10 protein-coding genes are annotated in these 22,148 nt (G+C 46.0%); 5 read left to right on the top strand and 5 right to left on the bottom strand.

Features of this window, described 5'->3' with window-relative positions; genetic code table 11:
• Positions 1–2,323: 2,323 nt before the first annotated feature.
• The 3 genes from ACSSS3_RS12050 to ACSSS3_RS12040 are packed head-to-tail and all read left to right on the top strand — an operon-like array spanning position 2,324 to position 8,575.
• Complete coding sequence (locus ACSSS3_RS12050; protein ID WP_442844818.1) at positions 2,324–3,814, top strand: glycoside hydrolase family 28 protein; 1,491 nt, start codon at positions 2,324–2,326, stop codon at positions 3,812–3,814.
• Positions 3,811–5,685 carry a rhamnogalacturonan lyase gene (locus ACSSS3_RS12045; protein ID WP_442844817.1) on the top strand — a complete coding sequence of 625 codons (1,875 nt, stop codon included), beginning with the start codon at positions 3,811–3,813 and terminating at the stop codon, positions 5,683–5,685. The genes ACSSS3_RS12050 and ACSSS3_RS12045 overlap by 4 nt, the downstream gene beginning before the upstream one ends.
• 10 nt (positions 5,686–5,695) lie before the next feature.
• A complete protein-coding gene (locus ACSSS3_RS12040) occupies positions 5,696–8,575 on the top strand; it encodes an exo-beta-1,4-galactosidase (protein WP_442844816.1) in 2,880 nt (959 codons plus the stop codon).
• A 3-nt stretch (positions 8,576–8,578) separates the two neighbouring features.
• On the opposite strand, the gene ACSSS3_RS12035 is transcribed toward ACSSS3_RS12040, so the two are convergent.
• From ACSSS3_RS12035 to ACSSS3_RS12020, 4 genes are all read right to left on the bottom strand, one after another.
• The gene (locus ACSSS3_RS12035; RefSeq protein WP_442844815.1) at positions 8,579–9,520 is read right to left on the bottom strand and encodes a glycoside hydrolase family 43 protein; all 942 of its coding nucleotides are present in this window, start codon (positions 9,518–9,520) and stop codon (positions 8,579–8,581) included.
• A 163-nt stretch (positions 9,521–9,683) separates the two neighbouring features.
• On the bottom strand, positions 9,684–10,580 hold the full coding sequence (locus tag ACSSS3_RS12030; protein ID WP_442844814.1) for an alpha/beta hydrolase: 897 nt from the start codon (positions 10,578–10,580) through the stop codon (positions 9,684–9,686).
• A 70-nt stretch (positions 10,581–10,650) separates the two neighbouring features.
• The gene (locus ACSSS3_RS12025) at positions 10,651–11,820 is read right to left on the bottom strand and encodes a glycoside hydrolase family 88/105 protein (RefSeq protein WP_442844813.1); all 1,170 of its coding nucleotides are present in this window, start codon (positions 11,818–11,820) and stop codon (positions 10,651–10,653) included.
• Between the two features lie 18 nt (positions 11,821–11,838).
• Positions 11,839–14,529, bottom strand: coding sequence for a glycosyl hydrolase (locus ACSSS3_RS12020; RefSeq protein WP_442844812.1), 2,691 nt, complete (start codon positions 14,527–14,529; stop codon positions 11,839–11,841).
• A 227-nt stretch (positions 14,530–14,756) separates the two neighbouring features.
• Between ACSSS3_RS12020 and ACSSS3_RS12015 the strand changes: the two genes are divergently transcribed.
• Both ACSSS3_RS12015 and ACSSS3_RS12010 read left to right on the top strand, forming a co-directional pair.
• The gene (locus tag ACSSS3_RS12015; protein ID WP_442844811.1) at positions 14,757–17,183 is read left to right on the top strand and encodes a glycoside hydrolase family 31 protein; all 2,427 of its coding nucleotides are present in this window, start codon (positions 14,757–14,759) and stop codon (positions 17,181–17,183) included.
• Positions 17,184–17,285: 102 nt separating this feature from the next.
• Complete coding sequence (locus tag ACSSS3_RS12010) at positions 17,286–18,458, top strand: ATP-binding protein (protein WP_442844810.1); 1,173 nt, start codon at positions 17,286–17,288, stop codon at positions 18,456–18,458.
• A gap of 1,272 nt (positions 18,459–19,730) precedes the next feature.
• Here ACSSS3_RS12010 and ACSSS3_RS12005 read toward each other — a convergent pair.
• Positions 19,731–22,148 (bottom strand): GumC family protein, encoded by a 2,418-nt coding sequence (locus tag ACSSS3_RS12005; protein ID WP_442844809.1) that lies wholly within the window; start codon positions 22,146–22,148, stop codon positions 19,731–19,733.

Here is a 22,148-nt window from a genome sequence, read left to right as displayed (position 1 = left end):
AGAAACAAGATTTCTATTTCTATGCTTGCTTCTTTTCTTTTGTCTTGATACAAAAGAAACAAAAGATCAAGGCTCACAAGACGGTGTCTAAATTTATCGTTCACTGCACTGCATGCGCTTAACTCGACCGCTAAGGCGGCCTCAAACAGAACCGCCTGCGACGCTCCGCTCACTTCAAATTTTACAACACCTTCTTGTAGGCCGTCTTTTAAACCAGAACTGAAAATTTTATTCTTTAACCCTCTTTTTCTTCAGTATAGCAAAAAGTTCCCGTTAAAAATTTTCGAAGCCTTGGAGAAAATTTAGGGGACTTCTTGCGGTTTTGCCTGATAAGGCAAAAATGCCTAAGAAATGTGCCAAACCTAAATGATCCTAAAGAATTCCAATCATTATAGGCACATTCTATCTGACCAAAACAATAAGCGATACAGATTAAAAAGGCTCCTTTCTTTTGTTGAGCCTGCACTGAGCGATAGCCGAAGGGTTTCTTTGGACATGCAAACCGAACTTGGAAGTTCACAAGCTCCAAAACCAATAGGCGACAGCGAGCTAAAGAAAATGAAGAGAACATGCCATAGTAGTACTGCATACACAAACCGACATCAGGAGGTTGCCAGCACTTAAAACAAAACTAGGACTTCAATTAGCCTTTCTGTTCTTTTGTCTTGATACAAAAGAACCAAAAGATCAAGGCTTATTTTTACATCCTTGAAAACTACGCAAACTCCTTATCGTGCGGATGGCAAACCGCTGCGCTAAGCCATCCTCCACTGCCCGGCGCTGCGGCGTTTGCTTGTTTTGCTACAGATGTAAAAAGTAGGCCGTTTCCAAAATTGGAACTAAGAATATCATTCTTTAGCTTTCTTTTTCTTCAGCATAGCAAGCAGTCCCCGTTAAAAATTTTCGGAAGCCATGGAGAAAATTTAGGGCACTTCTTGCGGTTTTGCCCCTAAGGGCAAAAATACCTAAGAAATGTGCCGAACCTAAATGATCCTAAAGAATTCCAATCATTATAAGCACATTCTATCTGTCCAAAACCAATAAGCGCTACAGATTAAAAAGGCTCTTTTCTTTTGGTGAGCCTGCCCTGAGCGATAGCCGAAGGGTTTCTTTGGACAGGCAAACCGAAATTGGAAGTTCACGAGCTCCAAAACCAATAAGCGAAAGCGAGCTAAAGAAAATGAAGAGAACATGCCATAGTAGTACTGCATACACAAACCGACATCAGGAGGTTGCCAGTACTTAAAACAAAACTAGGACTTCAATTAGCCTTTCTGTTCTTTTGTCTTGATACAAAAGAACCAAAAGATCAAGGCTTATTTTTACATCCTTGAAAACTATGCAAACTCCTTATCGTGCGGATGGCAAACCGCTGCGCTAAGCCATCCTCCACTGCCCGGCGCTGCGGCGTTTGCTTGTTTTGCTACAGATGTAAAAAGTAGGCCGTTTCCAAAATTGGAACTAAGAATATCATTCTTTAGCTTTCTTTTTCTTCAGCATAGCAAACAGTCCCCGTTAAAAATTTTCGAAGCCTTGGAGAAAATTTAGGGCACTTCTTACGGTTTTGCCTGATAAGGCAAAAATATCTAAGAAATATGCCCAATCTAAATGATCCTAAAGAATTCCAATCATTATAGGCACATTCTATCTGACCAAAACAATAAGCGATACAGATTAAAAAGGCTCCTTTCTTTTGGTGAGCCTGCCCTGAGCGATAGCCGAAGGGTTTCTTTGGAGAAGCAAATCGACGTTAGGAGGTTCACGAGCTCCAAAACAAATAACCGACAGCGAACTATAGAAAATGATCAGAACATTTTATAGAGACTATACTTATCAAACCTGAAAGATTAAGGAAATGGTATTTGTTTCCAGAATGATAAAATCGGCATATAGAAAAGATCTCGTAAAATTTGAAATGAGTGCTTCGTAAAATTTTCTGCTGTTTGACCCGCAGGGGAGTTCAGAAAATTTAGAAGCCGAATGATAAATTTAGAGATCGTTTCTTAAGCCTAGACTTTTTTGGTTCTTTTACCTGCCCTGAGCGCAGTCGAAGGGTGGGCGATGCAAAAAAGAACAAAACATAATATAAAAAATACTTATTTCAACCTAAGAGGTCACTTTATAAAACTGAGCATTCATCATTAGAATTCCATCAATTGACCATTTTTGATTGCTAAGACTTTGCTTACTATTCCAGCAAAAATCAGAACACTACATTTAATTTAAAGAAAACTAGTTCTTTCATCTTACCCATCAGGTAAGAACAGGATGCCTTATCCTGCTAAAATCAGGAACTTGATTCGCATACCAGTAGATCCTTGCAATGAAATCAATCGTATCTGTTTTATCCTTTGTTTTTTTAAGTCTAACCGCCTGTAAAAACACCAACTCAGACGGCGAGCAGGCCGTCACCGAACCGGCCGCCTTTCAACCCGAATGGATTCAAGAAGTAGGTGCCGATACCATCACCTTTAAACCCGATGTTTTTTACGTTAACGACTACGATGCCATCGCAGACGGTAGTGCGTTAGCCACCACCGCCATTCAAAAAGCCATTGACGCGGCTGCCGAAAATGGCGGCGGTACCGTAAGCTTTAAACCGGGTAAATACCTCAGCGGTTCAATCTTTGTCAAAGAAAACGTACGCCTTAACATCCCCGAAGGAGTGACCCTCCTGGGCAGCCAAAACATCGCAGATTATCCCGAAATCGACACCCGCATCGCCGGGATCGAGATGCAATGGCCCGCAGCACTCATCAACGTACTCGATCAAAAAAATGTACAAATTGACGGTGACGGCCTCGTTGACGGTCAGGGAAAGGTCTTTTGGGATTACTACTGGAACCTTAGAAAAGAATACGAACCCAAAGGCCTGCGCTGGATTGTAGATTATGATGCCAAACGCCCGCGTACCCTACTCATTCAAAATTCGGAAAACACCCTGCTTAAAGACCTCAACATTCAGCGTGCCGGTTTCTGGACGGTGCAGGTGCTGTACTCCAGCCATGTCACCGTTGACGGACTCACCATACAAAACAACATTGGCGGCCACGGCCCCAGTACAGACGGGATTGATATCGATTCGTCGACCTATATTTTGGTTCAAAATTGCGATATCGACTGCAACGACGACAACTTTTGCCTCAAAGCCGGCCGGGACTGGGACGGCCTGCGTGTAAACCGCCCCACCGAGTATGTGGTGATACGCGATTGCATCGCCCGCGCAGGATCTGGTTTGTGTACGCTGGGCAGCGAGACCAGCGGCGGCATCAGGCACGTCTTTGTTTCCAACATCAAAGGTCTCGGCACCAAAAACGGACTCAACATCAAATCGGCTACCAACCGCGGCGGCACCGTTGAAGACATACGTATGCAAAACATCAAAATGGACAGCGTACGTACCTTTATGGAGGTTTCGATGAACTGGAATCCCTCCTACAGCTATTCCAAACTGCCCGAAGGCTACGAATACGACAGCATCCCGCAACGCTGGAAAACCTTATTGATGGAAGTAGATCCTCCTGAAAAAGGCATTCCTACCTTTAAAAACATTTCGCTTTATGATATTGATGTGAAAGGAGCTCAACGCGCCATTAATGTGAATGGGATGGAACAATCCCTGGTGGAAAACATCACCCTAAAAGACGTGCACATTCAGGCAGCGGAAGCCGGGCAAATCACACACACTACGAATTGGAATATTGAAAATGTAAGTCTCAATATTGACGATGGCTCTACTTTAAAAATAGAAAATTCACCGGGAATTCGCTTTTCAGATTCGCTGTACACCTCCCTAAAACCAAGAAAACCTTGAAATACAACTACCTGCTTATCCTTCTGATTTCGGTATTAGGCCTGCAAAGCTGCACAGCCCAGCGCCTGATGGAAAACCTGGACCGCGGCGTAGTGGCGATCCCGCTAAAGGAAGGTTCGGTTGCGGTGAGCTGGCGTATTCTGGGTACCGATCCGGAAAACATAGCCTTCAACCTCTACCGGAAAACCGGAGATGCCGCTCCCCTGCTTGTAAAAGAAGGTTCGGCTGCAGATCCGTCGTTTTTCACGGATCAAAACGTTGATCTTTCCAAAGAAAATACCTGGTATGTCACTTCGGTTATAAACGGAAACGAACAGCCAGAGCCCGGCTCCTATACCCTAAAAGCAGGAGCAACCCATAAAAACTATATTTCACTTAAACTGCAACCTATTGAAGGCTATACCGCCAACGATGCCTCGGTAGGCGATCTGGATGGCGACGGGGAATATGAGCTTGTTTTGCATATGACCGGCGTGGGGCACGACAATTCGCACCGCGGCCTCACCGATCCTCCTATTTTTCAGGCCTACAAGCTGGACGGCACTTTACTCTGGCAATTGAGTCTGGGTAAAAACATTCGCGAAGGCGCACATTACACCCAGTTTTTGGTCTATGATTTTGACAGCGACGGCAAAGCCGAATTCGTCTGCAAAACCGCAGATGGCACCACCGATGCGCTGGGAACGGTTATCGGTGATCCCGATGCCGACTGGCGCGATACCGATGAACGCTCGCGAACCTACGGTAAGATTTTAGAAGGCCCCGAATACCTCACCGTGTTTGACGGAGAAACCGGGAAAGCCCTCGCCACAACAGACTATATACCTCCCCGTGGAGATATCGGCGCCTGGGGCGGTGTGGGTGGGAACGGACATAATGATCGTACCGGTAACCGGGCAGATCGTTTTACGGCCTGCGTGGCCTATCTCGACGGTGTAAATCCCAGTATTGTGATGGGTCGCGGTTATTACGGGCGTATCGTTTTGGCGGCCTTCGATTTTAAAAACAATAAGTTAGAATCCCGCTGGACTTTTGACTCTGAGAATAGTAAAAATCCCTATTCGGGAATGGGAAATCACAACCTTTCGGTCGCCGATGTGGATGAGGATGGTAAAGACGAAATCATTTTTGGCGCGATGACCGTAGACGATGATGGCAGCGGCCTGTACACTACCGGTTTCCGGCACGGCGATGCCATTCACGTAAGCGATCTGGATCCCGAAGTTCCGGGTTTGGAGCGTTTTGGCGTACACGAAATTGAGGAGGGCACCAAAGGCCCCGGCGTGGTGCTCTTTTCGGCAGAAGACGGCAAGGTTTTGTTTGAGGCCGAACCCAATCAGGATATCGGGCGCGGGGTGGCAGCACCCATAGATTCTACCCGCTACGGCGCCCAGATGTGGTGGTCGGGCTCCCGGGATTTATACGATATTAAAGGAACTAAAATAGGTCCGGCTCCGCGTGCAGCCAATTTTTTAATCTGGTGGGACGGCGACAGTACCCGCGAACTGCTAAACCGCAATTACATCGAGAAATACGGCAAAGGCCGAATTTTCAGAGCCGAAGGCGCACATTCCGTCAACGGTACCAAAGCCACTCCGTCTCTGTCTGCAGATATTCTGGGAGACTGGCGCGAGGAGCTCATTTTACCCAGCAATGACGGTACCGAACTACGTATCTACAGCACCACGATCCCAACCGATTTACGAATGTACACACTGATGCACGATCCGCAGTACCGCCTGAGTATTGCCTGGCAAAATGTAGGCTACAACCAGCCGCCACATTTGGGATTCTATTTCGGTTACGGAATGAAAACCATTCCCAGACCGAATATCAAACTGATTCCTGTGCAGTTAGAAACCAACGAATAAAAACAGTCTTATGAAAATGCGCATCCTCAGTCTACTCTTGCTCGCTGTATCGGTTTCAGCTTTCGCCCAAACCCGCGATTCGCTTGATCTGGAAGGTACCTGGGATTTTCAGATAGACCGCGAAGATCAGGGAGAAATTGAAGCCTGGTTTTCAAAAAAACTAAAGGATAACATCATCCTGCCCGGCTCGATGCTGACCAACAATAAAGGCAACGACATCACGATCAAAACGCAATGGACGGGCAGTATCTACGACAGTTCGTTTTACTTCAATCCCCGGTTTAAAAAATATCAGCAACCCGGAGATGTAAAATTTCCGTTTTGGCTTACGCCGAAAAAAGAATACGTGGGTGCCGCCTGGTATCAAAAAGAAATCAACATTTCCAAAAACTGGAAAGACCGGCACGTTTTTCTGTTTTTAGAACGCGCGCATACCGAAACCGTCGTCTGGCTTGATGATCAAAAACTGGGGATGCAAAACTCGATGGTGGCTCCGCATCAATACGAACTGCCTCCCGAACTTAAACCCGGCAAACACACGTTAACCATTCGCGTAGACAACCGCATCAAGGCGATCAATGTAGGCCCCGATTCCCACAGCCTTACCGATCATACTCAGGGAAACTGGAATGGTATTATCGGAAAGCTCAAACTCATCGCAACTCCTTCCATTTATATGGGCAACATTCAGGCGTATCCAAATCGCGAGCGGGCTGAAGTCACCTTCAAGATTCCTGTAAACCAACTGGAAGTCCATAATTCTAAGGTATCGCTAAGCCTTCAGCTTTCAACCTTCAACACGGCTGAAAAACAAAAATTAGCACCGCTAACCCAATCCTTCCGTCTAAACAAGCAAACCGATACCCTGCAAATTACCGCAAACCTAGGTAATAGCGTTCAGCTTTGGGATGAATTCGACCCGGCTTTATACCTGGCTGATTTCCGCCTAAAGTCCAAAAAAGGAACAGATCAACAGCAGGTTGAATTTGGTGTTCGGGACTTCAAAACGGAAGGAAGATTCTTTACGATCAATGACCGACCTGTTTTTCTTAGGGGGACTCTCGATAATGCGATTTTTCCGCTTACCGGCTATCCACCTATGGATGTACCCGCCTGGGAACGTATCTTCAGCATCATTAAAAACCACGGACTCAACCACGTGCGCTACCATTCCTGGTGTCCGCCTGAAGCGGCTTTTAAAGCCGCAGATCTTGTGGGCTTGTACCTGCAGCCCGAAGGTCCCAGCTGGGCCAATCACGGTACTGCGCTGGGTGTGGGCCGCAACATCGATCGCTATATTTATGAGGAGACCAACCGTATGATGCAGCAGTATGGCAATTATGCCTCGTATATGATGATGGCTTACGGCAACGAGCCCCGAGGCAAACAGGTGGAATACCTCACGGCCTTTAACGATTACTGGAAACAAAAAGACACGCGCCGCCTGTATACCGGGGCTTCTGTGGGTGGCAGTTGGCCCGTGATTCCCAACAACGAATTTATGGTACGTGGCGGTGCCCGCGATCTGGACTGGAAAAACCGCGCGCCACAGTCGGCGGCTGATTTTAGCGACAACATCAAAAACTTTAGTGTGCCTTTCGTTTCCCACGAGACCGGGCAGTATTGTGTTTTTCCCAATTTTGACGAAATCAAGAAATACACCGGCGCCTACAAGGCCAAAAACTTTGAACTTTTTCAGGAAGATCTGGCCGATCATCATATGCTTGATCAGGCGGATGCCTTTTTTAAGGCTTCGGGAAAATTGCAGGTGCTGGCCTACAAATACAGTATCGAAAAAGCGATGCGTACGCCCGGCTATTCGGGCTATCAATTGCTTTCGCTGAATGATTATTCCGGTCAGGGAACCGCGCTGGTAGGGATTTTAGATGCTTTTTGGGACCCAAAACCGTATGTAAGCGCGGAGCAATGGCGTGAATTCAGCAGCGAGACCGTACCGCTAGCCGAGTTTCCGAAGTTTGTATTTACCAATGCCGAAACACTTACCGCAGATATCCTAATTGCACACTACGGTGTCGAACAATTAAAAAATTCCATCAGCTGGCAGATTACTGACTTTGATGGCGCAGTCCTCGCAACAGAAACTTTCGATGCGGGTGCGATAGATTATGGACTTTCCGCTTTGGGTTCTGTAAAGTTTCCGCTTCGCGAAATAACCGAGGCTCAAAAATTGACCTTGAGGGTTGCTGTTCAGGATAGCCTTTTTAAAAATCATTGGGATTTTTGGGTATTTCCGGAGTCACTCCCGGAGGTAAAAGGCAGCGTATATGAGTGTACGGTTTTAGACGAAAAAGCGTTACAAGTACTCGATGAGGGCGGCAGCGTTTTATTGAATGCAGCCGGTAAAATCGTCAAAGGCGCCGAAGTGGCACAGACCTTCCTCCCGGTTTTTTGGAACACTTCCTGGTTTCAGATGCGGCCGCCGCATACGCTGGGTTTCGTGGTAGATCCCGAGCATCCGCTTTTTAAGGACTTCCCTACCGATTCGCACAGCGACCTGCAGTGGTGGAGCATCGTTAACAAGGAACAGGTGATGCATCTGGAGGACTTTCCACCCGATTTCAAACCGCTGATTCAGCCTATAGACACCTGGTTTATGAACCGCAGACTGGCGATGGCTTTTGAAGCCAAAGTAGGCAACGGCAAGCTGATCATGCTCAGCGTTGATCTCAACAATGCGGATAAGGACGGCGCCGCGCACCAACTGTATTACAGCCTGAAAACCTATATGAATTCGCCGGAGTTCGATCCACAAACCCAACTGGACGCAGCTTTAATACAGGATTTGATAACAACCCCTTCGCGTCAACAGTTTGACAAATACACCAAAGACAGCCCAGATGAATTAAAACCGGAGCATAATGGGAATTAGATTTTAATTACTAAATACCTCCTGAATCTGCTTCAACTCTGCAGGAGAAACTCGTATCGCAGTACCATGTCTAATCCCGTCTGGAAAAGAAACCTGATCTGAAATATCGGTCCAGTTCTTAAGGTCTGCAGATTGAACCGCTCCGTATTGATGGTCGGTATATTTATCAAAATAAACGATCCAACTCTCATCCTTTTGAATGATGGTAGGACCTTCTGCCCAGTAGTTGCCGGTGATGGGTGCGCTGGCTTCGGAATAGGGTCCGGTAAGGTTTTGCGCAGTAGCAACTTTTAAATTTTTACGGGCAGGCTCACGGGTTTCATCCTTAAGAATCATCACATACTGCTCCCCATCCCATTGTATGGTCGCGTCAATCGAATTAAAACCGGGATCGTACAATACCCGGGCTTTAGTAAACTCTTTAAAATCCTTGGTAAGCGTATAATATATGCGATGATTGTACCCGGCATCGAGCTCCGATTGGGTTTCGGGATACAACCCGGGAATGGTTGTCGCCCAGTAGATCATGTATTCGTCCTTTTGCGCATCATAGGTAATCTCGGGTGCCCAGCAGTTGCGGGCGGTTTCTTCGTGTTCCATCACCGGAATCAATTGCTGTTCAGACCAGTTGATTAAATCAGCCGAAGAGGCATAGCCAATACCGCGCTCGGTCCATCCGGTCGTCCACACCATATGATACCTGCCATCTCCGCCTTTAATCACTGCGGGATCACGCATCAGCTTTTGCTCGCCCACCTCGGGAGTCAAAACCGATTCATCATCATTCAACGCCTTCCAGTTTAATGCATCGATGCTGTAAGCCAGATGCAGACCGTCTTCGCCATTACCTTTAAAATAGGTAAAAATATAGGCGGGTTCCTGGGCTTTACAGGATGTGAAAGCAGTTGCAATTAATACGATAAGTACGGGCAGTTTTTTGAGCATAATAAAAATTTTGGCTATGTATTGTATAATCATTCGAAAGGACTGTCCCCTCGAGCGCAGTCGAGAGGTTATTAGTTCGTGTTATTAGGTTAGCGACTCGTCCCGATAACATTCGGGAGCGCTCGAACTGACTATTAAAAGCTTGAAATGAATACTACGCTTTTTATTCAGTTATGAGATTGTGCTTCTTCATCCACAGGCTTAAAGCTTCCGGCCAGGCATTGGCAGTAGCCGAAGTGCCCATCCCAAAACCGTGACCGCCATCTTCATACAAATGCAGTTCTACCGGCACACCGGCATCTTTTAAAGCCGAATAATACCGAATGCTGTTTTCAACCGGTACAGCGCCGTCATCGGTAGCGTGTACTAAAAACGTCATAGGGGTTTCCGGCGTAACCTGATACTCTCCGCTAAACTTATAAACCGCTTCCTGTGTTGGTTTTTTGCCCAACAAATTATCTCGCGAACCCTGATGTGTGATACCCTCCTGCATACTGATGACCGGGTAAATCAAAATGGAAAAATTTGGCTTTGCCGAAACCCCTTCTGTGTTTTCATAAACCACATCCTCATAATGGGTAGATGCCGTGGCGGCTAAATGCCCTCCGGCTGAAAAACCCATTATTCCCACTTTAGCCGTATCAATACCCAACTGTACAGCGTTTTCCCGAACGTATCGAATGGCACGTTGCGCATCTTGTAGCGGACCAATACTTTTGTCTTTCATTATACGATCGTGAGGTAAGCGGTATTTCAATACTATTCCGGTTACGCCCTGCCCGGCGAACCAGGCTGCCAGCTTATAGCCTTCCTTGTTGATGGCTAAGTGTCCATAGCCGCCACCCGGACAAATGACTACGGCCGTGCCATTAGCATTACCGGCTTCCGGCTTAAAAATGCTCAAAGTGGGTACGCTTACTTTATTATAACCGCGTATCGCTTCTCCTTCCAATTGCTGCTCTTCCCGGTAATCTGCATCTGCAATTCGACCGGGTATTTCATCCCAAAGCGCAACTTCCTGCTGTTGTGCGATAAGGGCATTGCTTACAAATAAGCTCATTAAGATTAGGTGTTTTAATTTCATTCTGTAATTTAAATAAAGGCTGGAAAATACGCGGCTTTTAAAAGGCTTATTCGTTGTTCTCGCGCGATTCTATCGCGTGACTATCAAAACACTGATAATCAATACGATACATTTCGGCGCCGGCCAAAAGAAAACAGCCCAGACCGTAATCTTCAAAATCGGGAATCTTGTCGTAAGACAGCGGCTGACCGTCCTTAGGCTCTTTTCCGGTGGACTGCAGCCAGCCCAGGAATCCGTTTTCGTGCAGGCTGTCTGAAATCATCGCATTCCAGGCCCTGGTCACGACGGGCAGATAGGTGTCACGATCCAAAAGTCCGTTATTGATGCCGTGGGCAATTCCATATACAAATAAAGCTGTACCTGAAGTTTCCTTGCCTCCAAAATGGGTAGGATCGTGCAAACTCACATTCCAAAACCCGTCTTTGCGCTGCACTTTGGCAAGGGCTTCGGCCATAGCCTGCAAATCTTCAACATACTGCTCCCGGTGCGGCGCATCTTCGGGAATGATCGAAAGCGTTTTGGCCAACGCGGCAATCACCCAACCGTTCCCACGGCTCCAATACGAATCTTCCCCGTTTGGCTCGGTATACGGCGGATCAAAATCTGCATCCCGCCACCAGAGTCCGTCTTCCGGATTAAAAAGTCCGTTACCTCCTATATGGTTTCGGCTTTCCATATACATCTGGTACATTTTTTCGAAATAGCGTTCGTCTTGTTCCAAGACGCCCATTTTGGCAAAAACCGGCATCCCCATTTGTATGGCGTCAATCCAGTCCCAATCGTCGTTTTGGGGCGTAACCAAAAACTTCTGCATACAGGCACGCGTATTTTTTAATTTTTCAGGATCGGGTTGCAGCATGTACAAATCGATATAGGTTTGCGCGGCATCGTAGTCGTCTGCATTGCGGGTCTCGTTCCCACTACGGAAGCCCCATTGGTGAAAGTTGGCCCAGTCTAAGGCATACCGGTAATATTCGGCTTTCGGATAAATCTCGTGCAGCGCCATCAGCCCCTCATAGTAAACACCCCGCGTCCAGATGTTGCTGGGACGTTCTTTATTGGTAATAATGGTCTTGCCCACATCAGGCCATTTCTGCATAAAATAGGCATTGGCCAGTTCCATTTTTTCAAGAATCGCATCGCGTTCTACCGGTTTCTGCGCAGCACAATTAAGGCTGAAAAGAGCACCGAAAACGAGGAGTATGTATTTTTTCATGAGTTTGATTTTGAATGTTTATTTGGTTTCCAGTTTAAGCGGAATTAGAGTTACAGGGCCTAAAAGTCCGGAAGGAGTGGGCTCCCAGACCGAAGCATCAAAGGCTTTGTAATCTTTATTCACCATATTGATTTCATAGAAATTCTTCCACTCCTCACCGCGGCGTTCCTTGGCCCGGATGCGGTTTGCCCCCAGATTGGTAACAGCTATTTTAAGAGTGTTGCCTTTAGGTTTTAAATCAGGAAGCCTCAACCGAAACGGTACAGACCAGGCCGTGCCTATATATTCATCATTCAGCCAGACTGCCGCACTTTCGCGCACATCGCCCAGATTGAGCATCCAGGCATCTGCAGGAGTTTCGGGTGTGTCAAAGTTCAAGGTATAGGTAGCAGTACCCGAAAAGTTTTCGGCATCTGTTCCGAGTTGAGTCCAGGAAACGAGTGCATCAAGCTGTGCGGCTTCGGGAAGCACGGGGCCACCTGCATCAAAGTTTAGCTTCCATCCTGTATCAAGAACAACTCCGTTACCCGCCGGGATTGCATACTCCCAATCAGCATCGATACGCTTCCGGGTTTTAAGGATCAGGGCATCCCCGGAAGCGATCTGCAGACGCACCCGTGTTTTTCCATTTTCAAGACGGGTCTCGGCGTTACCCTGCTTTCGCGTAAGCGGATCGAGGATCACCACATCGGTTGTGGTTTCATTAAGCGGAATAAAATCGTCTATCGCAGCGGCCGTATGATTAACCAGATAGTAGGTTTTAGAATTTCCGTTTGAACGGCGAATGAATTTCAGTCCGCTTTCCACCAAAGTCTCGGGATATACCTCAGCGGCCTGAAGCGCCGGTTCCAGATCGGTCACAGCCAGTTTGCTTTGGGTAATCAGTTTGTGGAGCGCTTCGGTTTGCTGCTCGTATTCAAAAAATCCCGGGACGCTTTCCGGCATACCGGTAAAAATAATAGCCGCACCCTGCTCTTTCAGTTCGATCAGCTTTTGCAGGGTTTTTAAAGGCATAAACTGCATTTCGGGAATGACCAAAGCCTTATAGCTTCCTCCGGGTAATTCGATTTTCCCATTTAGCACTTTGGCTTTTGCCAAAAACGCATCCGACAGAAAATCGACTCCGTAGCCCTTTTCCATTAAGGTAGTTGTGGTTTCATAGAACGGCGTGTCGAGCAACCACTCGTTAAGCGAATGTATTTTAAACTGAAAAAACAACTGCCCGTCTTTAAAACTGTTGTACTGATCGTAAACAGGCCAGTAGAGCAAAGTCTCGTTAGCTGCCTTACCTTCCTGCAAAACGCTTTGCACATTGGTGAGATAAGAAAACAGGGCCGGAGCGTGATTCCAGATCGTATTTTTAGGGCTAAAGTTGACCGAAGCGTAAAACTTCCAGCCCGGCCAGCCGGCGCTTTCCGGCGAATAGGTAGAGCCGTGTAAAAAGATGTGGTTAACGCCGTTAAGCAGCAATTCTTCGGCTTCGGGCTTGGTTTGGGATAAAGCCGTTTTAAAATGTTCTCTAAGCCAGGTAAAGGTTTCGGAAGAAATTAAAGGTTTACCTGCGATATGTCCTGCCGAAGACGAAAATTTAAGCATCACGGGATCTGCATCTCCGGTACGAATATTTTCAGCCTCGCGTCTAAATCCGGTGATATCATAAGGCATAGAGCCAAAAGTCTCACACTCGGGTATAGCTGCCGAAGCATACAAATCAATCAGATTACCCGGCGAACCATGGGCCTGTAGTTTGGTTTTAAAACCGTGACGGTTTGCCCAATCTGTCCAGGGCTCGTCGAAACGATTCAACAAAAGGTCAGACAAGGTCTCGCGGTAATCGCTTTTAACCCGGTTTCCTAAATCGTTATCGGTATCACTCAATAATAGATTTATATGGGGTTTGAGATCATAGCCGCGATACTTCTGAAAATACTCGAAGAATTTCGGAGTGAAATCGGTACCATAAACTTCATAACTGTCATTAAAAATCGCCCGCAAATGGCCTTTTAGTTTAGCGAATGCCGTGTCATACGGCTGCACGTAATCTTCAAAAGCTTCCTGTGAATAATGATCAAGGGTAAAACCTGCTCCTCCCGGCGCCGAGCGTTTTACCTGCTGCCCGGTTTTTCCGGTAAAGAGGGCATAGAGTGTATAATCCCCATCCTGCGGCGTCCAGTTAAGTTTTCCATCGTTAACCTCAGCCGTTAAATCTTTAAAGTTTTCGTCGGAATCATAGGCCAACAAGGCGGTTAGTGTGGCGGGCTGCTTTTCGTTCGCATCAGGCTGTAGTTCAGCATTAAAAGCCTCTCCTTTTTTGAGTTCGTAACGCTGCACAATCAGTTTGGTAGCCGCATACTCCTGTTCTACCTGCGGGCCGCCATAGGGCCAGCCGGTTCCCAGAACCATGTCAACCCCCAGTCCCAGACTGTCTGCTGTAATCAAGGTATAATCTAGCATCTCCAGCCACTGGGGCGAAAGATGCGCTAAGAACCGATCTTCTGCTCCTTTAGCCCCATAAATAGGGGTGATTTCCACACCTCCCAGTCCGGCTTTTTGAAAAGCGATGAGGTGTTCTTTGATATTTGGTTTGTCAACAGCACTGCCCATCCACCACCAGCGCGTCCAGGGCTTTGAGGTTTGTTCAACATCGGGCCAAAGATCCGGGGAGCTGGTCACCGGCTCTACCTGTTCCTGTGGTTTGCATGAAAACACACTGCAACAAAAGACTAAAAAAAACAGGTATTTGAACGGAAAAGGCATGGAGTTAATTACGTATAGTTATACCAAAGACGGTTACGAAGTTCGGTTAAAAATAGGCTGAACCTGCAAAAAAGCTATCCTGTGCCGTCCTGCTGGAATTAACACTTAACCCAAAAAAGGTAAGTACAGGACAGCTAAGAAGAAGGCTTCCCTTAATTTTAGAAACTAAACCATCACGTATGAGATTCCAGGCTGCTTTAATTCTATTCGTATTGGCTTTCAGTTCTCAGGCCCAAACCGGTCTCGGCAATTTTCAGGAAATTGAAAATCAAAACGAAAGCTACATTCAGATCAAAACAGATAATGCCCATCTGCGTATCGAAATCTGTTCAGATGCCCTGCTCCGCATCAGAAACTCCTGGGACGGAAACTTTGAGGCAAACGAACCCTATATGGTGGTCAACTACGATTGGCCGGCAACCTCCTATACCCTGACTGACTCAGAGGAGCAGCTCATCTTGCAGACCGAAAAACTGAAAGTAACGATTACAAAACAACCGGTTCAGATCAGTATTTTTGATTCGGAAGGCAGGCTGTTGAACACCGATGCTTCCGCCGGAAATTATAGAGACAACCAACACGTAGGGGTGCAGAAAAAACTTTTCCCCGATGAGCATTTCTTCGGCCTGGGAGAGCGTATGGACTTTTTAGACCGAAGGGGAAAGAAAACCACATTAACGGTTGGCCGCGGTGAAGGTTTACCACACATCATTGGTGCCTATAATGTTTTGGAAGCCAACTACAGTCCCGTTCCGTTTATAATGAGTACACGGGGTTACGGGATATTTTTTCACACCTCTTTTACCTCAACCTGGGATTTGGGACATAGCACGAGCGAAACCTATAGCTTTGAAGCCGAAGGTGGCGAACTCGATTACTACTTCATATATGGGCCTGATTTTGAAGCAATCTTAGACCGCTATACCAGTATAACTGGAAAGGCTCCGCTTCTTCCCAAAGCAGCTTTGGGCCTGCACGTAGGTACCTACAGCGGCGGCACCTGGGGACACGAAGAAAAAACCTCTGACCACTACCCGGTTGATTTGGTTCGTAAATTCAGGGAACTGCATATTCCTATAGACATCCTCCACCTGGATTCTACCTGGCGCATCTTTGGTAAAAATGGCGGCAGCGGTGCCACAACCTTTGAATGGCGGGAAACTTTTGAGAATCCGGAAGCCATGTTCGACAGCCTGTATGCCGAAGGCCTGAGTATGGTGGGGGTGCACGTACGGCCCCGCTTTGACAACGGCAATACGTTAAACCTGCTCGATCAGGCCCGGGAGGCCGGCTTTGTCTATCCGGAGCCCAATAATACGGGAGAGTTTGTTAACTTCTTTGATACGAAAGCCGTAGACTGGTGGTGGCAAAACGGAGCAAAACGCCTGGCCGATACCGGAGCTATGTTTTTTAAAACCGATGAAGGCAGTGCCTTTGGCCGAAAGGCTAATGAAAGCAATAAAACCGGTCCACAGGGGCCCGAAATCAAGCGCCTGCACAACCTCTTTCCTTTGGCCTATGCCAAAGCACCCTATGAAAAGTTTCAGGAATATAATGGTATGCGGGGTATGAATCATACCCGTGAGGGTTATGCCGGTATACAGCGCTATCCCTTTATTTTTGCAGGCGACTGGCCCAGCGAATGGCAGTATTTTGAACCCGTGATTAAAGCAGGCTTAAACATCGGCCTTTCGGGGGTAAGCAACTGGGCGCATTGTATGGGCGGTTTTGAGCACGTGGCAGATCCCGAATTGTACATCCGCTGGACGCAATTTGGCCTCCTCAGTCCCATCGCCCACCTCTTTGGGATGGAACACCCCAATTATAAGGAGCCCTGGGCGTATGGCGAGGAAGCTTTGGCCAACTTTAGAAAATACGATGAGCTGCGGTATGAGCTTGCCCCCTACCTCTACAGCGCCATGTATGAAAACCACCTGACGGGCAAACCCATGATGCGCGCGCTGGTTTTAGACTACCAAAACGATCCCAATGTGTACGACATTACAGATCAGTACCTGCTTGGGAATGCTATGATGATTTGCCCTGTGGTGACCAAAGGAGCACAAACCCGAACCCTTTACCTGCCGCAGGGCAACTGGATTAATTACTGGACCGGGGCAAAACATACCGGCAGGCAGTACCTCAATGTGCTTTGTCCGCTTGATCAAATCCCTATTTTCCTAAAAGAAGGCGCTATGATACCCACCCAAAAGCTGGTACAGACCTTAGATGCCGAAACTCCGCAGGAAATCCTATTGAACATCTATCCGGGAACTGAAAATACGCTTTTGCTTTATGACGACGACGGTAAAAGCCTGGACTACCGGGAAGGCAGACTAAGTACCACTGCGTTCAGCCTTACCGCAGACGAGGAGCGCATCCGGTTAACCAAAAAAGAATTGAAACAGGCATATAAGCTGGAGAACCGAACCTATCGCTACCTCCTTCACCTCGATCATAAACCCCAAAAACTTTGGTTAAACGACAAAGAAGTCAATTTGGAGGGCACCACGTCTGAAGATTTTTCTGTGACTTATAGAGATGGAATTTTAAATATAGGAAGTGGTATTCAAAAAGAAATATTCAGTATTCGTATTAAACCTTAAAAATTTAAGAGAATACGCATTTCCGGCTCCTTATTTTAGGGGATTCTTAAGAGCAACTTCGCCTTAGCCTTTTGTACTTTTAGACTCCCTAATTCATTTAATTTGAACCCTAAAGATTTCCGTCGCGTAAAAAAACTGGCCGAGTTGGATTTAGACTATCAGGAACTAAAGGAAGAATTGACTCCCCTTAGTAAACTGGCTGCTCAAATTGCGGGCACCGAACTGTCTGAAGTGAATTTCATAGACAACTTCACCCAGTGGACCGTTGCCAGTACCCTGGGTGGTTTTAGTCAGAAACCCCGCGAGGAAGCAATCTGCAACTTTACCATCGAAGAAGAGAAAGATTTGATGATTCAGTTGCCTCGGGATCCCAGATTCGAGAACAGCACCTATGTGGTTGATGAGGGCTATAAACTCTATTACGGTATCCCGCTTAAATTTGATGATAACATCGCGATAGGGGCTCTGTGTGTGGCCGGTAAATCTATAGAAGATCTGGATGACCTTCAGATTAAACAACTGCATCTTATAGCCAGACAAATCGTAAAACAGCTCGAACTCCGCTTTGAATTGAAGCAAGCACAGGATGCGGTATTAAAAGAGCGTAAACTCAAAAGACAGCTCGCACATGATGTACGCAGTCCGCTAAGCGGTATCTCACAACTTGTAGAACTCACAGATGTACAGGATACATCAAGAGTAGAACTCACCAACATCATTTCTTTAATTGCCTCCAGTGCCGAATCTGTACTGGAACTTACAGATGAAATCCTAAATGAGATCACCATTCAGGATGATCTGAAGAAAAGCAAATCGGTATTTACCTTTGAAGGTTTAGGAACCAAATTACGCAATCTGTATAAACCTCAGGCTGAAGCCAAACAGATTGATTTTGAAGTAACGTATGACAGCCTGAAACGCGAATTTACCGGCAAAAACCTGCTGCCCTTAATCGGTAACCTGGTTTCTAACGCTATTAAATTTACCCATAAAGGAGGCCGGGTAAGTGTGCATTTAAGTTTGACCGGACTCAAACCTATCGATGAAAAAATCAACATGCGCGTGGAAGATACTGGTGTAGGAATGACATCCGCGCAAATAGAAGCAATAAGCATGACCGATTTCCGGGATCGCCTGCAAAGCTCAGATACAAATGGTTTTGGAATGGGCTTACTGTTTGTACGCGAATTGATTGAAGATCTGGGAGGAGATCTTGAAATCAGTTCCCAGCCGAATAAAGGAACTCAAATCACCATCGCTTTACCTTTAATTTAAGGGCACTTCCCCGCTACAGCTTTCCTGTTCTTTAGCTGTTCTGCTTACCTGAAATCAGCACATTTGTTGTGGCTTCGATAATTTTGAATGCAGAATGCAGAATGATGAATCCTGAATGCAGAATGAAGAGTTTTTTTGAATTTTAAACTTGGAACCTTGAACTGAACTCTGAATACTGCTCACTGAGACTGCCCACTAATTCTGAATGCAGAATGAAGAGTTCGATGGTATTATTCAATTCTCTTTACTCTTTATTCTTTGTTCTCTTTTCAAAAACAAAACGCACTCGTGACTCCGAACTTAGAACGGATTTGGTAATCATATAAACGTTTTGAACTAAAGAAGCGGTACATCCAAGGATAAACCTGCAAAGCTCCTGCTTCGATACAAATTGCACTGCGCTACGCTGCGTGAAATTCACTCAGCCACCGCTTTGAGAATGATGAATCCTGAATGCAGAATGAAGAGTTTTTTTGAATTTTAAACTTGGAACCTTGAACTGAACTCTGAATACTGCTCACTGAGACTGCCCACTAATTCTGAATGCACAATGAAGAGTTCGATGGTATTATTCAATTCTCTTTGCTCTCTGCTCTTTATTCTCTGTTCTTTACTCTTTATTTTCTTTTCAAAAACAAAACGCACTCGTGACTCCGGACTCAGAACTTTGAACTGATTTTGTATTTCGTATTTCTAATTTTTCGGGACCCTGAGTGATGCGACCCTGGGAGCATCTAATCGAAGCAAAGGGCCGGGGATGGATGTAATTTTGAACTTTAAACTTTGAATTAAACTGCAACCTCAATCAGATGTGATTTCTCGTCGCTTTGGGCTCCTTCGAAATGACTGAAACTGCCCACTGAGACTGCCCACTAATTCTGAATGCAGAATGAAGAGTTTTTTTGAATTTTAAACTTGGAACCTTGAACTGAACTCTGAAAACTGCCCACTGAGACTGCTCACTAATTCTGAATTAGGAATGCAGAATGAAGAGTTCGATGGTATTATTCAATTCTCTTTACTCTTTTCTCTTTGTTCTCTGTTCTTTGCTCTTTATTCTTTGTTCTCTTTTCAACAACAAAACGCACTCTTGACTCCGAACTCAGAACTTTAAACTGATTTCGTATTTCAAATTTTCCTTTGGTACTAGAAAACTTAGGTTTAACCTCAAACATCAATAATAATAACACTAGAAATAATAATAAGGAATAAAAAAAGACGCCTTAGCGTCTCCTTTTATCTAAAATCTGATGTCTTAAAGCTAATCGCTATTTAAAAACTTTTCTTAAACCGCTCCCAAAGGGAAGGCTGCTCGGCTCCATAGGCATAGCCGTATTTATTGCCGTATCCAAAATTGGCGGTCTTCACATCGTTAATTACAAAACTAACATCGTGCAGTTTACCATCATTCTGCGCATCTACCGCAAACTGCAACAGTTTTTTCTCGGTATAGCCGGCACGGGTAACGTAAAGGATGAGATCGGCGTATTTGCTGATCAGGAAGGTATCGGCCACCAGCATCGAAGGTGCCGTATCTACAATCACATAATCATACTGCTCCCGCAATTCCGCAATCATCTTACCAAACTTGGGCTGACGCAGGAGTTCAGACGGGTTGGGCGGAATACTCCCCGACAGGAATAATTTCAGTTTGGGATGAAACTTCGAGTCGTGTATCAGCTTCTCCAGACTGTGATCGTTACTCACCAGGTAATCGCTTACCCCCAGTAAACTCTTAGAATCGGAGTCGTAACGCTGCAACTGCGGATTTCGCAAATCGGCCCCAATGATCACCACCTTTTTCCCGGTATTGGCCAGGGTCATCGCCAGGTTGATCGAGGTAAAGGTTTTTCCTTCCCCTTTAACGGTAGAGGTGGTATAAATACAATAGCCTTTCCCATCGGTCTCGGCATTTACCAGCAGGTATTGCAGATTCGTCACCAAAATCCGAAAGGACTCGGCTAAAACCGAACGGTCATTTTCCACAATCAGATCAGACTCACCCCGGGCAATACGCGGCAATTCGCCTACGATAGGTATTTGTCGGGTAATTTTTTCGATATCATCCCGGCGTTCGATTTTATTGTTGAGCAGCCGACGGATGTAAATTACCAAAAAGGGAATAGCTAAACCCAATAGCAGTGCCGCAGCCAAAACAATGTTCCGCTTGGGGGAAACCGGATCCCCTAAACTGTAAGCCGGATCTACAATCTTAGCCTTGGGGGCTGTGGCTGCGAGCGACAGGGAGTTTTCTTCCCGCTTTTGCAGTAAAAAGATATACAGGGCCTCCTTGATGTTTTGCTGCCGCGAAATGTCCCGAAACTGCAATTCCTTAGCCGGTACCTGTGCAATTTCCGAACCGATCAAATTGCTTTGTCTTTTCAAATCGTTTAAAGCTATTCGCAAGTTGCTTTGGGTACGTTGCAGGCCGCTTAAAATGGTTGATCGCAATTGCTCGATCTGACTGTTTAACCGGATTACCGCCGGGTTGCGTTCGGTAGCTCCGCTCAGGATTCGGTTGCGTTCCAATACCAGTTGATTATAATTTTCTATTTGGCCATTTACGGCCTCGCCTTCCAATCCCATATTAGCCGGTAATAAATCGGAATTTTCGGGATTATCCTGTAAATAAGAAATCATCGAATTGGCCAGCTCCAATTGGGTTCCGATCTCCTGCTCCCGCCTTCGGTAATCACTGGCATTTTCGATAATTAGGGAAGACTCTGCTTCTATATTGGTCAACCGGTTATCCTCCTTAAAATCTTTAAGCCCTACTTCGACCGTATCCAGATCCTGACTGATGATTTGCAGGCGCTCGTCGATAAAGCGCGCGGTATTGTTGGCCACTTCATTTTTATCTTCGATGGCTTCCTTGTTGTATTCAAAAATCAACTGATCTAAAACGTCCTGAGCCTTTTCCTTTACGGTGCTTTCCAGATTGAATTCGAGCAGGGTGGCATTATCATCGATTAAGTTGACCTGCACCTTTGATCGCAATCTATCTGCGATTTGCTCTACGGTTTTTAACTTTACAATTTGACTTTTTTTGGAGGTAAGCAAACGACCTGTTGCCTCGTGAAACTTCCGGTTATCTTTTACAACCAGGGTTGCAAAAGGCAGATTTACAATTTCGTTTAATTTAACACGCAACACTTTATCGTTCTCTAAAAAGTGCAATTCCACAAACCCTTCCTCTTGGGCTGGTTTAATTAAAAAATCAGATTCGCCCTCACGGGTGGCCTGTTGGAGCAACGCGTCATCGACGCTTAAAAGCGTGACCAGATAAGGGGCATCTAAATAGATTTCATCCTCTTTTACTCCTGCTGCATCGTAATATTCAATATTGAGATTTAAGGCCTTAACCGTACTGATCATCAGGCGTCGGGAGTTTAACAGGCCAATTTCATTTTCTATAGAGTTAGTCCCCATTCCGCCTAACAGGCCCAGTTCACTAAAATTAGCCATTTCGGCGGCTCCCCCACCTCCCTGGCTTTCTTCATCCTTGATGATCACACTGGCAACGGTATTGTAGACCGGTATTGTAAGTCGCAGATAAACAAATGCACCGATGATGGCTACGAGTACCGTTATTAAAAACCAGGGCCAGTATCGCAAATATTTCTCAAGCTCCTCACGGATGTTTATTTCGTCTTCTGTATTCAATTGCTGAAAATTATTGGGATTAGTCAT

Origin of the sequence: Leeuwenhoekiella sp. H156 (genome assembly GCF_052218455.1) — a bacterium.
Lineage (GTDB): Bacteria > Bacteroidota > Bacteroidia > Flavobacteriales > Flavobacteriaceae > Leeuwenhoekiella > Leeuwenhoekiella parthenopeia.
The sequence above is the reverse complement of the archived record's forward strand: the minus strand, read 5'-3'. Positions and strand labels throughout refer to the sequence as shown.